At 40.3% G+C, this 14,338-nt stretch carries 14 protein-coding genes; 5 read left to right on the top strand and 9 right to left on the bottom strand.

What is annotated here, in order from left to right; translation table 11 throughout:
• Positions 1–4: 4 nt before the first annotated feature.
• The 7 genes from hsdR to Q0N70_RS10225 form a co-directional block, all read right to left on the bottom strand.
• Entirely contained in the window at positions 5–2,461 is a 2,457-nt protein-coding gene (gene hsdR / locus Q0N70_RS10195; RefSeq protein WP_294016404.1) for an EcoAI/FtnUII family type I restriction enzme subunit R, read from the bottom strand.
• Between the two features lie 45 nt (positions 2,462–2,506).
• Positions 2,507–3,496 (bottom strand): WYL domain-containing protein, encoded by a 990-nt coding sequence (locus Q0N70_RS10200; RefSeq protein WP_294016406.1) that lies wholly within the window; start codon positions 3,494–3,496, stop codon positions 2,507–2,509.
• 8 nt (positions 3,497–3,504) lie between these two features.
• Positions 3,505–4,128 carry a non-canonical purine NTP pyrophosphatase gene (locus tag Q0N70_RS10205; RefSeq protein ID WP_294016408.1) on the bottom strand — a complete coding sequence of 208 codons (624 nt, stop codon included), beginning with the start codon at positions 4,126–4,128 and terminating at the stop codon, positions 3,505–3,507.
• 330 nt (positions 4,129–4,458) lie between these two features.
• Positions 4,459–5,391, bottom strand: coding sequence for a hypothetical protein (locus tag Q0N70_RS10210; RefSeq protein ID WP_294016410.1), 933 nt, complete (start codon positions 5,389–5,391; stop codon positions 4,459–4,461).
• 117 nt (positions 5,392–5,508) lie between these two features.
• Positions 5,509–6,294, bottom strand: a complete 786-nt coding sequence (locus tag Q0N70_RS10215; RefSeq protein WP_294016412.1) for a hypothetical protein — start codon at positions 6,292–6,294, stop codon at positions 5,509–5,511.
• Between the two features lie 60 nt (positions 6,295–6,354).
• Entirely contained in the window at positions 6,355–6,891 is a 537-nt protein-coding gene (locus Q0N70_RS10220) for a YkgJ family cysteine cluster protein (protein WP_294016414.1), read from the bottom strand.
• Between the two features lie 220 nt (positions 6,892–7,111).
• On the bottom strand, positions 7,112–8,341 hold the full coding sequence (locus Q0N70_RS10225) for an acyltransferase (protein ID WP_294016416.1): 1,230 nt from the start codon (positions 8,339–8,341) through the stop codon (positions 7,112–7,114).
• Between the two features lie 133 nt (positions 8,342–8,474).
• On the opposite strand from Q0N70_RS10225, the gene Q0N70_RS10230 reads away from it, so the two are divergent.
• From Q0N70_RS10230 to Q0N70_RS10240, 3 genes are all read left to right on the top strand, one after another.
• Positions 8,475–8,822, top strand: a complete 348-nt coding sequence (locus tag Q0N70_RS10230; protein WP_294016418.1) for a helix-turn-helix transcriptional regulator — start codon at positions 8,475–8,477, stop codon at positions 8,820–8,822.
• Between the two features lie 104 nt (positions 8,823–8,926).
• Complete coding sequence (locus tag Q0N70_RS10235) at positions 8,927–10,153, top strand: ATP-binding protein (RefSeq protein WP_294016420.1); 1,227 nt, start codon at positions 8,927–8,929, stop codon at positions 10,151–10,153.
• A 164-nt stretch (positions 10,154–10,317) separates the two neighbouring features.
• On the top strand, positions 10,318–10,869 hold the full coding sequence (locus Q0N70_RS10240; RefSeq protein ID WP_273354815.1) for a lipocalin family protein: 552 nt from the start codon (positions 10,318–10,320) through the stop codon (positions 10,867–10,869).
• Between the two features lie 215 nt (positions 10,870–11,084).
• Here the strand turns inward: Q0N70_RS10240 and Q0N70_RS10245 are convergent, their stop codons facing one another.
• Together Q0N70_RS10245 and Q0N70_RS10250 are read right to left on the bottom strand one after the other, a co-directional pair.
• Positions 11,085–11,438, bottom strand: coding sequence for a hypothetical protein (locus Q0N70_RS10245; RefSeq protein ID WP_288602749.1), 354 nt, complete (start codon positions 11,436–11,438; stop codon positions 11,085–11,087).
• A gap of 4 nt (positions 11,439–11,442) precedes the next feature.
• A complete protein-coding gene (locus Q0N70_RS10250; protein WP_288602748.1) occupies positions 11,443–11,613 on the bottom strand; it encodes a hypothetical protein in 171 nt (56 codons plus the stop codon).
• Between the two features lie 128 nt (positions 11,614–11,741).
• Between Q0N70_RS10250 and Q0N70_RS10255 the strand changes: the two genes are divergently transcribed.
• Both Q0N70_RS10255 and Q0N70_RS10260 read left to right on the top strand, forming a co-directional pair.
• Positions 11,742–13,817 (top strand): hypothetical protein, encoded by a 2,076-nt coding sequence (locus Q0N70_RS10255; RefSeq protein WP_294016425.1) that lies wholly within the window; start codon positions 11,742–11,744, stop codon positions 13,815–13,817.
• Between the two features lie 14 nt (positions 13,818–13,831).
• Positions 13,832–14,290 (top strand): ankyrin repeat domain-containing protein, encoded by a 459-nt coding sequence (locus tag Q0N70_RS10260; protein WP_294016427.1) that lies wholly within the window; start codon positions 13,832–13,834, stop codon positions 14,288–14,290.
• Positions 14,291–14,338 lie beyond the last annotated feature (48 nt).

Here is a 14,338-nt window from a genome sequence, read left to right on the forward strand (position 1 = left end):
TCCCCTACGCCGCTGAATAAATCTTGTCTTCCAGTTCCTTTAGGGCGGCAAGGTAGTTCTGTTTTCCGCCGAAAGTTTTTATGATTTCCGCTGGTGTGCCAAAGTCTTTCAGCGGCTCAACGGTCAGAACTTTCATGTCTTCTATTTCTTCAATTCCGGTTTCGGCGTATTTGTCCAGCAGGGCGTTCAGAACTTTGCGGGCGGAATCTCCGTATTTTGTCCAGTAGTTACGCTTTCGCACATTTTCGGCTCGCTCTTTCCGGGTCAAGGCAGGAACGTCCCAGGCGATATGGCAAATCAGGTCAAAAATATCGAGGTCGGATTTTATCTCATCTTTCAGTTCGTCAAAAATGATTCCCTGATTTTCAAGCTCCTCGATTATCGCCTTTTTCTTTTGGGCATCGTTCCAGGTTTTCAGGAAACTGTCCAGCGAGCGGTACGAAGTAAGGATTCCAGTTTTTGTGTATTCCTTAAGGCTGCAGGTAATCAGCTTTCCGTTGGCGTCAAGAAACTGCTTGCGTTCGCTGAGCACTGAAACATCAACGCCGCGGACATAGATTTTTTCCCTTTTGCCGAAGTCAGGAGTTTTTTCGTTTATTTCTAAAGTTCCGAAATTTCCGTCGATTCCGTAGGCGTCATCAAACTGGACTTTCTCGCCGGTAACCGGGTCAATTTGCTCATCCGAATTTTCCTGATTTCCAAAATCAATGATTTCCTCGCTCAAGCTTTCGTCTTGGCTTGCTTCCTTGATTCTTACAGGCGCGCCGTCAAAATCCTTGTCTGCAAATTTGTCTGTAACATTCCTAAAGTCGATAATCGTAAAATAAAGCTTGCCGTAATCCTCCTCAACACGAGTTCCGCGCCCGATAATCTGCTTGAATTCGGTCATGCTGCCGATGTTCGAGTCAAGGCAAATCAGCTTGCAGGTTTTCGCGTCTGTTCCTGTTGTCATCAGTTTTGAAGTTGTGGCAATAACAGGGAACGGTTCTTCCGGATTTATAAAATCTTCAAGATAGCCTTTTGCAATCGGGTCGTCGCCTGTAATCCGCACAACATACTTGTCTGATTTTGTGGTAAGTTCGGGATTTGCATATTTTAGGAGAGCCTGCCTCATGCGCTCGGCGTGCTCAATGTCAACGCAGAATACAATTGTCTTTGACATCGGGTCGGAATTGTTCAGATATTCCATGATTTTCTTTGCGACAAGATTTGTGCGCTCGTCAATTACGATATTTCTGTCAAAATCTTTTGTGTTATAAAGCCGGTCTTCCACAAGCTCGCCTTCAATGTCGGTCTTGCCGCGTTCCGGACGGTAGCCTTCCAAATCAATGTTCATTCCGACTCGCAGAACTTTGTACGGAGCTAAAAATCCGTCGTCAATTCCCTGCTTTAAAGAATACGTGTAAATCGGCTCGCCAAAATATTCGATGTTTGAAAGAGACTTTGTCTCGCGCGGTGTGGCTGTCATTCCAATCTGAGTTGCGGAAGAAAAATAGCTCAGAATTTTGTGCCATGCTTTATCCTCGTCAACAGAGCCGCGGTGGCACTCGTCCACAACTATTAGGTCGAAAAAATCAGGGCTGAACTGCAGATATGCGTCAGTTTCTTCGTCATAATTTGTAAGCCCCTGATAAAGCGCAAGATAAATTTCATAAGCCTTGTCAATCTGCTTATGTTTTATGATTGTAAGCTTGTCCTTAAAATGCTTGAAGTCGCCTTTTTTCGTCTGGATAATCAGATTGTTTCTATCGGCAAGATAAAGAATCCGCTTTTTGCAGCCCGATTTCCAAAGACGGTAAATAATCTGAAATGCCGTATAAGTTTTGCCGGTTCCAGTCGCCATTACAAGAAGAATTCTGCTCTGACCGCGCGCGATTGCATCCACAGTCCTGTTTATTGCAATCCGCTGATAGTAACGCGGCTTTTTTCCTTCCGAGTCGAAAAAATAAGATGAAAGCGAAGTTTCTTCCGCCAGTTTTGTTTCAAGTCCGTTGTATTTTTTGTAGCAGTTCCAAAGCTCTTCAACCGCGGGAAAATGTTCCAAATCAGCGTTTTCTGTTACAACCGGATTTCCGTCAGAGCCAAGCCTGCCGCAGTTTTTGCGGTATTGAATTACAAATCCTGTGCCATTGCTGGAAATTGCAACCGGAACATCAAGAATCTGAGCATATTCCAAAGCCTGCTGCATTCCGGCTCCCGCAGTGTGCTTAGCATCCTTAGCCTCCACAACCGCGACCGGAATATTCGCTTTATGATAGATGATTATGTCGGCACGTTTCCGCTCGCCACGTTTTGTCCTTTTCCCCTTTACAAAAATCCGCCCGGCAGTAAAAGTAACTTCCTCGCGGATTTGCGTCTGTCTGTTCCACCCGGAATTTTCTATCGCAGGAATAATGTATTTTGTAATTACGTCGCGTTCACTTAAACTTGAAAAACCAGCTGACTCTTTCTTGGAATTCATATCGTAATTATAGCATGAAATAAGCAGATTTTATAGATTTACAACTTACTTATACTTCTCCGCCATCTTCTCACATTCCTCTCGAATCTCTTCCCTCAGTCTTGCAGGTTTTATCACCGTAACAGAATCGCCAAAGCCCATTGCCCAGGAGAACACCATCTGCTTCTGGTTCGAGCTGAATTTCAGAAGAACTGTGCCGTCCTCGTGCTGTGCGATTATCTGATTTTTGTGCCATTCGCGCTCAAGGACGTAGTTCGCCATTTTTGCGGAAAACAGGAATTCATATTCTTCCGGCGGCTCGGGATTGTTCCAGATTCCAAAGTTCAGGTCAATATGCCTGTGAATGTCAAAATCCTTTGGAACAGAAAAAGTTTTGCCGGCAGAAACAATATTTTTTATCCGCGAGAGTGCAAAAACCCGAAAATCCGCCGCACCGTGGTCAAATCCCAACACATACCAGTTCCCTTTTTGGCACACAACATGATAGCAGTCAAAAATCTTTTCCTTAAAAACCTTGCTTCCCGAACTTTTGTATCCGAACGAAACAACAGAACGGCTCTTTATCGCCTTAAAAATCTGATTGAAAACCTCAGCGTCAATTTTCGGCAGCGGGTCGGAAATAAAGCTGATGTCCGTGTTCAAAAAAGAGGAATCAACCGTAACTGTATCGGGCAGAAAAGACGCGATTTTCGCCATGATATTCTTGAACGAGCACTCAAGTGGAGTGTTCTTGTACTGCTCCATAAGCGGCATAACCGTAGAAACCGTAAAAAGCTCGCCCTCCGTAAGAACCACATTCGGCACGGAAAAAGTCGGGTCAGTGTAATGATACATTTTGCGCGACTTGTCGTATTCAAGCGGAGCATTCATGTCATCGCGGAGCCGCTCAAAATCACGCTCAATCGTCCGTCGGTTCACCCCGAACTTAAAAACCAGCTCGTCCATACCCACAAAAGCCCCGCCACGAAGCATCTCGTCAATCTGAATTATGCGTGTAGTGCGGCGAATGTCGTCACGTTTTTTGCTAGAAGTCATGTTTTTCCTTAATTTTTCTTTTCAAAAAGAATTTTTCTGAAAAATTCCGCAAATCCGTCTTCCACTGCAAGCCTGTCAAGCTCGTTGCCTGTGAGCTCGTAGTAATATTTTCCGGTTTTTATATCAACCGAAAGACTGTCGAGCGGAAAACCTTTTTTCATCACCGGATAAGGCTTGCTTGTCAAAACAAACGCGCTGCTTCCCATAGAAGGCTCCATCGCTTCATAAATATGCTTCTCATCCGCAACAAAGCAGATTGCATTTCTGTACCGCGCCGTTGGATTTCCATATTTTTTCGCCAAAGATGAATAATGGACAATCATCTGCTCATCAGAAAGAACCTTTCCGTTCACACGGCGCACATGAACTCCCGGCTGCTCGTTTTCCGGCACGCCGTCAATATAAAGCCCAGAATCGCACGAGAAAACAGGAATACGGAACGCCTCAAAATACGCAACCGCCTTTTTTCGGGCATTTTCAAGCGGAGTTTTGCCGTCCTCAACAACCTCTGGAATCTCACAGCCCAAATCTTTCAGCCCGACAAGCGTGATTCCAACCCCGGAAAGCCGTTTTTTCATCGCGTTCAGTTTCGCCGGATTTCCAGTCCCATAAAGCAACTTAATTTCTTCCATATTATTCGATTATACCACAGTTTTTCTTTGGGTGTGTCCGCAAAACAATTTGCAGACCGGGCTTTTCATGAGTTTTCAAAGAAAACTCATTACAAAAACGGTTCTCCGTTTTTGCTGGCTCCGGCTTCTGCCTCCGAACAAACGCAGGCGTTTGTTTTCGCGGATTTTTTTCAAAAACCGCTCACCATTCCAATCCCTCACACAAAAGAAATCCTACCCTTCCAGCAGTTTTTTCACCTTACGTTTAAGCAAAAAGACAAGCAGAATTTCCGCCGCAACCAAGAATGCAACCGATATAAAAAGAATCATATTTTCCATGCTCATCACCTATTAGATTTCAATTTTTATGACAACATTCCGGCAATCAATCCGCAGAAGTTCCGCTTTGAACGACATTTTTTCAGGCTTTGCCGCACGGATTATTTTCGCGGCAGTGGCACGGATATAACCGGCTTTTTCAAGCCCTGGATTTCCGGCAATTTTCGCGTCAAGGCTTTCCGCCATAACCGCAACCGCATTCTCGTCAGCAGGATTGTATGGCTCTGCCTGAACTGCAATTTCAAGCGAGGAATAAAAATCGTGCTTTGCCTTTCTGATTTTTTCCGTCTGAACAAGCAAATCTTCCGCCTTAAGATTTTCCGCAAGACCGTCAAGAATGTCAGAATACGGTGACCAGCTGTGATAATTCATTCCGACAACCGGAAGCGTAAGACAAACTTTGTTTTCCTTAAAATAACGCGCAAACGCCTGCTCCAAAGACTCCGCTTCACGATGATAAGCCAACTTCTTTTTTGCGACATCCAGCACAAGCGGAATTTCATTTTCTTCCATATCATACAACCGTCCGAACAAAAGCGAGAAAAGGATTTCCGCAGAAACAGGCTCTATTATAAACTGGGTAAGCCGCGCAAATTTGTCGAATGATTTTTTCCGCCTAAGATAAAGCTCGCCTGCAAGAAGCGAATCCTTAGCCTCAACCGCGCAAAGCAACGCGCCGACATGAAGCAGAAAATCAAAAGTGTCCTTGTCCGAAACATCGGTCTCAGGCGAAACGTAAATTCTTGGCGTGCAGTTCAGTTCATCCTGCAGGAACACGTAATAGCTCGGCGAAAAATAAGCGCTTGATGCAAGCTTCTGGTAATCTTCAATATTCAGCCGCAACGGATTTTCAACTTTTCCGCAGTAATCAAGCTGCCCGGTTCTGCTTTTTGAAAACTCAAACCAGTTTTTCCCGCAATTAATAAGAATCTGCTTTTCCAACATAACAACCTCCAAAATTTGCGGCGCAAATAAAAAAAACGCCCTTTCGCTTTATTTTTCTTTAGTATAAAACACAAGAGCGACATGGAGTGTCGGAGAGAATATATTTTTCGTAACTTTCTATTTTATTGAATCTAAAACAAAATCATCAATATTCTGGATTTCTATTTCCAAAGGTTCACACAACGTTATATTCGCCTTGTCAATCATCTTATTGATGACTGGACTATTCCAAATAACTTCAATCTCCGTGTGAAGTTTCTTGTACAAATTTAAACACCAATCATTTTCTTTTATAAGTTTTTCTGATGGAGTAAAGAAAATATACTGCAATTTTCCGCCGCCATTTTTTTCAAGCCCAAGCAGATGACAGAGCAGTTGCTTCATATCAAAATGAAGTTCGTAAATTGAATTGCCGCGTAATTTACAATCATCTATTCCAAAATCTTGTAATGAAAGTTCAATTTCCTCGTCTTTAATTTGTCCATGAATACCAAAACATTCACTTAATCGATTTTGATATGATTTCCACAATTTCTGATGTTTGTCAAAAATTTCATGGCATTTACATTCATAATAAATCCCTTTAGATTCATCAAAAGCATCTAATTGAGCTTTCGTACTTCTAAACCCTACAGACAATCCTTTTTCAAACAGAATATTTTTCTCTTGAAAATACAGATAACATAATCTAGAACTTGAAGCAATAGAAAGCATATGCGGATTTCTGCTGTTTTCCGGCAATTCTCTTTTTTTAAAAGATGAATATAAATTTCTTTTCTTAAGACAATCTATTAACGCGGACTTGTATTTTTCATCATAATAAGTGGTTTCAGGATTTATATGAGCAGGATTTTCCAAACTATCAACTAAAAGCCTGTCAAACTGTTTTTTGTCTTCTTTCATTTATCTGCTCCTTTGATAATTATAATCAAAACAATTAAGAAAAATGATCTCAACAGTTTTTCAGAAAAAATTTCTAATATCTTTTCGAATTCCATTAAACATATTTTCATTTACAAAAAAAATAAATCTTGCAAATTCGCTAAATATTGTATTTCCATACATTCCTATTTCAGTTCCGTATTGCTCAACGTACTTACCTATTCCATTTTCATAATTTACTTTACAGTTTTCCGGGTTACCGAATACATGATATGTTCTACAAATCAATGGTCGATGTTCATAAATTGAGCAAATCTTATCTTTTAGAAATGGACAATAATTATTATTTCTGAAAGAAAATGGTTTATCTGTAACTTTTAAGCCTGTTTTCCATGATATATATTCAGCTTCAAATCTTGTAACTAAAACATCATTTTTGCAACAATAATAACAGCCACAATGACATGAAAAATAAGATGCCAAAAATTCATTTATTTTTTTAGATTCGTTATAAATTTTTTCCAGTTTTATAAAATTATTTACTTCTGGGTGTTCTAAAACTCTCAAATTGCTTTTTATTTCATTTATTATATCTTCATTAAATTTTGGTAAATTCATAATTCCTTTTTTATGTGACATTTACTTTTTACAAGTTAAAAATACAGTTCAAATCTAAGATTCTTAAGTCCATTTTTTATTCTTAATACGGAATAAATTTCTGATAAAAAATTAAATTAAAAAATCTTAGAAAATATTTTCACGCACCACCTTGAATAATAATAACAGATTATATCATAAATTTATATAGATAATTCGTATTCAACTTTCAAAGTCTCTTTCACCCTCTTCCGCCGTTCAAAACTGCGAACAGTGGAGGGCAGATTTTTTTCAGCAGGATTCCGAAGCCTGTTCCAAGCGCGACGACCAGAACCGAGACTCCGAAATATTCCGCCATGCAGAAGAACGTGTTCGTCATCGGGAGGATTTTGCGCCACAAGGCCTGCACGCAGTTCAGCAAAAACGGCATGTGGATTGCAAACAGCCAGAATGAGAATCCCGCAAGATATTTTGCCGCCGCGAACGCCCTTTTGCTTGAAACGATGACAGCGGAAAATTTCAGGAGGACAAGGCAGGAAGCCGCAACCATGAACCAGTACGCGCACGAATATTCGCCGTAGAATTTCCAGGTCGCCAGCCACAGCGCAAGGTAAAGAGGAACCAGAGCCTTCCATTTTATTCTGTCCGCAAAGGCGAAAAGATCGAATTCGGATTCCGCCCAAAAAAGTCCTATTATATAGAAGAAAAGCGCCTGAGCCGCCACGAAGAACGGCCGCGTGTCCGAAAAATAAAAGAACGAGACCGACAGAAGGGCGCAGACCGGAAATTTCCGCACGGCAAGGCGCAGAAGCGGAGAAAAAACAATCAGGATGAAAAGGTCGCGCACGAACCAGAGCTGACCGACATATCCGCCGAACGTCCGCCCTTCCGCCATGTTCTCATATCCGAAAAACGCATGAAGCCAGCCCTTCAAGCCCCACCCGCTCATCGGAAACCAGTTCTTCCGCTCAATCATCGCGGGAAAAACCGCCTGAATCAAGAGCTTGAATCCGACATAAATTCCGATGTTCAGAAGCGGCCACAAAAAATACGGGACCACAAGCGACTTCGCCTTCTTTTTGAGCAGAATGCCGTAGGAGTCACTTTTCATGAACTGCAGGAAAGATGCGAACATGAAGAAAAGCGGAACTGCGCACCTTGCGATTCCGTCCGAGATGAAAATCTGCACCCAGCGTCCGAAAAGTCCGTTCTCGTAGGCAAACGGCGTGTATCCGTGCTCAAGCGAGCCTTTCAGAATCTCCTCCGCCCTAAAATTGTTGTGGATAAAGACCACCAGCACAATCAGAAGAAACCGCAGAGCCGTTATGCGCATTGAAGTTTCCGCAGGAATTGCCTTTGCCTTTTCAGCGCAGAAAATTTTCTGAAATCCGTTTTTTGCGGAAACCGCCGCGGAACTTTCAGCGTCCACAAGCTGCCGTATTTCGTCTTGAGTCTTTTCTTTTTCAAACATGGAATTCTTCCCCCGCAAAATGAAATTTGTTTATTGCCAATCGCAAAATAAACTATTTTCCATTTATATCATTTAAATAAACTAAATTCCACTATTAAATGCAAAATAGCAAAAATTCCATAATGATTGAGGAATGAATTCTTTTTGGGACAATGTGGCGGTGGAGCTTGAGTATCTTGGAATGACGAACAAGGCGCTCGCCGAAAAAGTCGGAATCACAGCGTCGAACATCGGCAAGGGGCAGAAGCAGGGCTCAAGTCCGTCCGCGGAGACAGCCGTAAAAATCGCTAAAGTGCTCGGCGTCTCGGTAGAATACCTTGTTACAGGAAGCCGCCAGCCCGACAAAAGTTCCCACATCGCAGAAACCGAGAATCAGGCTCATCTTTTGAGAAAATATCACGCTTTATTAGAAAAATGCGAGAACTTGCCACTGGAAAAAGTGCGGCTTTTAACGGAAGTTGCGGAAGGATTTGGAAGATAGAATTTCAAACCGCGAACTTCATCTCTTCACTTAATCAAAAAATTTTCCACCATACCTGAAACTTTTCTTGAAAACTAAAACTTTTTCGGTTATACTGGAAACAAATGAAACAAATTACGCTGGACAGATTCGGAATTGACGAAATAATTTCTCTTTACAAGGACAAGCCCGTCATAAAAGTGCTTCAGGGAATCAGGCGATCGGGAAAATCGTTCATGCTTGAGCTTCTTTCCCGGAAGATTGTGGAAAACAGCGCGACTGAAAACCAGATTCTTCTATTAAATATGGAAGATTTTGAGAATGTGGAATTGCTGGATTCAAAAAAACTCTACGACTTTATAAAATCAAAAAGCGAGGCGGCGGACGGAAAAAAACTCTATCTTTTTCTGGACGAGATTCAGGAAGTCAGCGGTTGGGAAAAGCTTGTGAATTCGCTCTACTCTTCCGCCACGATTGACGCGGACATCTACATAACCGGCAGCAACGCAAATCTTCTTTCCTCCGAGCTGGCGACTTACCTGAGCGGTCGCTATGTTCTGATTCACGTCTGGCCGCTTTCCTACAGGGAATTTTTGTATTTCAATTCTGAAAACGACTCTGCGGCGGCGTTCAGAAAATTCATTGAATTCGGAGGATTTCCGGGACTGAAGGACATGATGGAAAATCCTGTCCAAATCCGCTCGTATCTGGAAGGAATTTATTCAACTGTTCTTCTGAAAGACGTGATTGCCCGCAACAGAATCCGCGACACTGCGGTTCTTGAAAAAATCATTCTGTACATCGCCGACAACACAGGGAACATTTTTTCCGCAAAACGGATTTCCGACTTCATGAAGTCCGGCGGACGCCCGCTTTCCGTGGAGACAATCTACAACGACATAAAATATCTTGAGAACGCGCTGGTCCTGCACAAAGTTCCGCGGTATGACGTGCGCGGCAAAAAAATCCTTGAGACGATGGAAAAATATTACCTTGCCGATCAGGGGCTGCTGACATTCCTGCACGGCTACAAGGACACCTACATAAACGGAATTCTTGAAAACATCGTGTTCATCGAGCTTCTTCGGCGCGGCTACAAGGTCTTTATCGGAAAAATCGGCGACATGGAGATTGACTTTGCAGCGGAAAAAAACGGCGAAAAACTCTACGTTCAGGTCGCATACCTAATCGGCTCTGAAGAGACAAAAGAAAGGGAACTCCGCCCACTAAAATCACTTCTGCCACTCGGCGACAACTTTCCAAAACTGATTCTTACAATGGACGAACTTCCGCCCTCAAACGAAAACGGAATCGTGCGGAAGAATATAAGGGAATGGATTTTGGAGGGGTGAAAGGAGGTGCGGGCGGAAAACGGTAAGAATCCGGATGCTCAAATTGCATAAATTTTTGACAAAACAGTCAAAAATGGCTGAACTTCTCATCTGTTTTCTTGCTTTCCGCCTCTTTTATGGTTATTTTCTTTGTAGGTTGCATGCAATTTTTACAGGAGGTTCACATGAAAAAAGGAAGCAGAATCAGGAAGATTTTTTCTTTGGCCGCCGTTTTGAGCTGCATTGCAAGCCTTTCAGCCCAGTCAGTCTCCGAAAAAAGCAATGCAAACCTTGAGCCTGTGCGGAATTTTGAGCTCGAGCGGTATCTTGGAAAATGGTACGAGATCGGCAGGTTTGACTTCAAGTGGGAAAAAAATCTGAAAAACGTTACGGCCGACTACTCGCTGAACAAAAACGGCACTGTCAAGGTTGTAAATTCTGGCTATGATTATGTCAGCAAAAAGCAGAAACAGTCCGTGGGAAAGGCGAAATTCGCCGGGAACCAAAATTCCGGAAGCCTGAAAGTCTCGTTCTTTTGGCCGTTTTACAGCGACTACAAAATCATTGCGCTTGATTCCGAATACAACTACGCGCTTGTCGCAGGAGCAAACAAAAAACTTCTGTGGATTTTGAGCCGCACAAAGACGATTCCAGATGACGTCAAGGAACGCTACATTCAGACTGCCCAGAACGCAGGCTACGATTTGAACGGTTTTGTCTGGACAGAGCAGGAATAAAAAATCTGGCATGACTGAAAGTTTTGGTTGTGCCGGAAAATCGAAGATGTATTTTTATCAGTTATAGTCGCCAAAATCAAGATAATTTATATTTTTAGCGGTTATAAATGCGAAAATATACTTCATGAACTTTTTAAGGTATTCTTACAGAAAATAATCAACAAAAAAAACAGGCAAAATCGCACTGCCTTAGCGCAACTTTGCCTGTTTTAAAATTACATACAATGCGTCAAATGAAAGCCTTTACCTTCATTGCAGCTATAAATCTTTAGCGAAATATGTTGTTCCGCCTCTGATTTCATCCGCTGTTTTTCTGCATCTTCTCTTGTCAAATATAATGCTTTGTGCCTTCCATTTGAGTCCAAGCAGGAACAGGCATTTCTTTGAACGTTTAGTTTTGATGATAGTGGTGCTAAATGCCAGTAACCACATTTTTCACATTTATATGGATACAAGTCGCTTCCTCTTGCAGTCCGTTCATACAATGCGGAAGATTTTGCATCTGCTTCTGAAAAATACACGGTAAGAGGCTGCCCTGTTTTTTTACTGAAACAAACATCGCTTTTCATGCTATCACCTCTTTTTAGATGAACTGCTGCTTTTATTAGCTGGATTCTGCGGATTCATCTGCCAGCCCCTATTGCCCTGGTTCTGACAGCGTTGCAAGTTCTGTCCGGAAGTTCCCTTGTTTGCATTTGAAATGTTAGCCGCATTGTTCGCAGGTGAAATGTGTGATTTTGCCATATTTGGCCTCCCATAAAAATTGATTTTGTCTTTCAAAGACACATAAAAAGTACAATGAAATCCGTTTCTTTTATGCACCATTTTTAAGGGAATATTTTTTTAGTCCGTTTTTATGCTATAATTCTAATATGGAGCAGAAAAAAATCATTTACGGAAATGTTACGTTAAGCCAATTGATTCATTTTGCAGTTGAAATCTGCGGAAAAGGTGCCTTAATGCAAAAAGGTTTTATAACAGATTCTGAACTAAATGATGCCTACAAGGAAAAAGGCGCTTATTTAAAATTCCGATGCACAGACAAAAATTCATTGTTCCAAAAAATTTATCAGTTTTTCTCTGAAATAGAAAAAGAATTTGAAATTCCGCTTCATAAAACAGAAAGAAAAAAATCGCTTGACGGGAAATACTTTGAAGAAGTAGAACTCAACGATTTTCAGCAGTTTTATTCACACATTATCTGGTCATTTATAGTTCAAATCTGCGGAACCAGACCTTTTGAAAGCCCGCAGAACAATCTTTCTAAAAAGATTATTTATGATTGTCTTTTGAAACAGCCAACATCTTACTTTATTGAATATATAGCTCTTGTAAGCTCTACAACTTTTGATGAAGTTATAACAGAATTCGCAAAAGTCCATAACTTAAAATATGAACAGATTTACAATGAAGTTGCTGAAAATATAAACGACAATGAATCTGATTCTTTGCTGAACGTCCGAAAAGCATTGCAAAAATGCCGAAAAGAAAACACAAATCCTACTTGGAAAATTTTTCATCCGTTTTTAAAAGCAGTTCATAAAAGGGACAAAAGATTTTCATTTATTCTTCTGAATTTATATTTTTATTCAAATTTCAAAAATGCAATAAAATGGCTATCGTTTAAAAAGACAGATTTGCAAAAGCTGGAGTCATTCTGCAAAAATCATCAAAAGAATGACACAGAAAATATTATTCAAGACGCAATAAATTTTACAAATGAAAGTGTAGATATGCAAAATCTTAAAGGCATTACAGAAAAGACTTTGTATTTTGATAAACTGCTGAATAAAAACTGCCGTGAAAACTTAAGAATTTTTCAAAGCAACATGAATGAACTTAGAAATGAACTGCCACATTCTTTTTCCTTTTGGGAAAACTGGTTCTGCGCAAAAGATTATGTGTACAAATATTTTGATTCCGGGAATCTTGAGCATCTGGAAAATGCTGTTAAATGGTATGGGCTGGCTTTTGAAAACGGCAAATATTTTATGGGAAAAAGTTCCGGGCAGTTTATACATGAAGCAATAATTGTTTCTGCTTATCTTGACATGAAGAAAAATCCTACAAAAGCCCGAACAAGGCTTCAAAAAACTTCAGACAACAATTCAGATACGAAAACACCTTTAGACCAAACCACTAAAAACTTTTATGACTTTGGCTTGACATTCGACCTTTTGCTAAATGACATGAACGACGCTTACAATTTGTATTACCACTGCTTTCAAAATTTCTGGAACTGCTTTTCTCCAGAAAGTGAGTGTGCAAAAAATATCCAAAATGAAGATTTATTCAGGGATTCTGGCATTGAAACAACCAACACACCAGAAAACGAGAAAGTCTTAAAATCAAGAGAAACTCTGCTAAAAATCTCAGATGCAAAAATAAACAACATTCTTCCAACAAGTCATAATGTTGCATACACGCCAATTTCAAATGCAATAATTCAAGGCTATTTTGACATTGTTGAATTGTATTTGGATAAATCAAAATATCCGTCATTAGATTTAAACATTCCAAATACAAACAACTGCTACCCGATTCATGAAATTGCAACTCAATATTTAAGAGGAAACGAGCAAAAAAAGACAAAACCGCTTGTCTTGAAAATACTTGAAAGAACCGATAAGAAAGTTTTATTCACGCAGACAAACAGACAAAAAATATCGTCATTAGAAACAGTAATTCAATCTTTGGACTTAGACCTTAACAAACGCTTTTTAGAAAAAATGTTTGGCGCAGAAAAAATTCCAAATGATTTTATAATATCAGCAGATGAAGTTTCGCCACTATATTTTGCGCTTATGATAAAATACCTTTTCAACAATCCTGTTGAATATGCAGAAAAGATAAATATAGGAAATATAAACTATAAAACTTGTTTGACCCCGGATTATCAGAATCAGAAAAAGAAAAGTTTCACGACTCTGATATTTCATCTGCTATAAAAAATTTCAAAAATTTGGAAAATGCAGTTCCAAAAGAAATTCTTAACAAACGCAAAGAAGAAATTAAAAAGAAAACAGATGAAATTGTTGCTCTATATATAGAAAGAACTTTAGATGTTGACGGATTTATCAGCTACAGTATGCGTGATCCGATTGCAAATAATCAGGGCTGCACCGCATTGCTCTACGCTTGTGAAATGGATGATGTTGAAATTTGCAAATCGCTAATTTCCGCAGGAGCAAATTTACGGCAACAAATCGGAAAAACAACCGAACTTCCATTGCCAAATGGAAATATGCTATTTCTTCCCAATAATTTTATACACCGGGCAATTTATTTTAAAGCATGGAACCGCTTGGAATGGTTCTTAAAAAACAATAAAAATCTTGCTACTGAATACATGCACAGAAAAGAAGAAAATATGACTTGGCTAGTTTACTTTTTATTGATGCAACAAAACGAAATCAGATAGTGTACAATAAAGTTCGCAATTTGGGGTAGAAAAAAGCCATTGAAAATT

Origin of the sequence: uncultured Treponema sp., assembly GCF_945873775.1 — a bacterium.
Taxonomy (GTDB): Bacteria; Spirochaetota; Spirochaetia; order Treponematales; family Treponemataceae; genus Treponema_D.